Origin of the sequence: Ectothiorhodospira shaposhnikovii (assembly GCF_016584105.1) — a bacterium.
In the GTDB taxonomy this organism is placed as follows: Bacteria; Pseudomonadota; Gammaproteobacteria; order Ectothiorhodospirales; family Ectothiorhodospiraceae; genus Ectothiorhodospira; species Ectothiorhodospira shaposhnikovii.
In genome coordinates, this window is the sequence record NZ_NRSM01000097.1 from 1 (window position 1) to 609 (window position 609).

General features: G+C 58.6%; 1 protein-coding gene. It reads left to right on the top strand.

The features are described 5' to 3' along the window. Positions 1–609: AAA family ATPase (locus CKO35_RS17560; protein WP_200177398.1), on the top strand; the 609-nt coding region annotated here is incomplete at both ends.

Consider the following 609-nt stretch of genomic DNA (forward strand, 5'->3'; position numbering starts at 1 on the left):
ACCGGCGGCAGCTGGATGAACGCATCGAGGAAATGCTCTCTCAGCAAGCCGAAAGATTACAGGTCACTCTGGAAAATCGAAGCATTGCCGGACGATTCGGAGAACTGATCCGCCGCGCCCATCATCAGCACGGCCAGCGGGTGGTGGTCCTGATCGACGAATACGACAAGCCCATCCTGGACAACATCACCGGTGCAGAAGTGGCGAGGGAGCTACGGGAAGGGCTGAAAAACCTCTATTCCGTCCTCAAGGACGCCGATCCCCACCTGAAGTTCTGCCTGCTCACCGGCGTGTCCAAGTTCAGCAAGGTCAGTTTGTTCTCCGGACTGAACAACCTCCGTGACATCACCCTCTCCCGGGATTACGGCGCCATCTGCGGCTACACCGACGAGGACATCGATACCGTCTTCGCCGCAGAATTGCCGGGCCTGGATCGGGACCAGATCCGCCATTGGTACAACGGTTATCGCTGGGGAGATGAGCGGTTGCCCTCGGTCTACAACCCCTTTGACGTCCTGTTGCTGTTCCAGGAGCGGGAGTTTCGGCCTTACTGGTTCGAAAGCGCTACCCCCACCTTCCTGGTGAAGCTCCTCGCCGAACGCGGTCTTT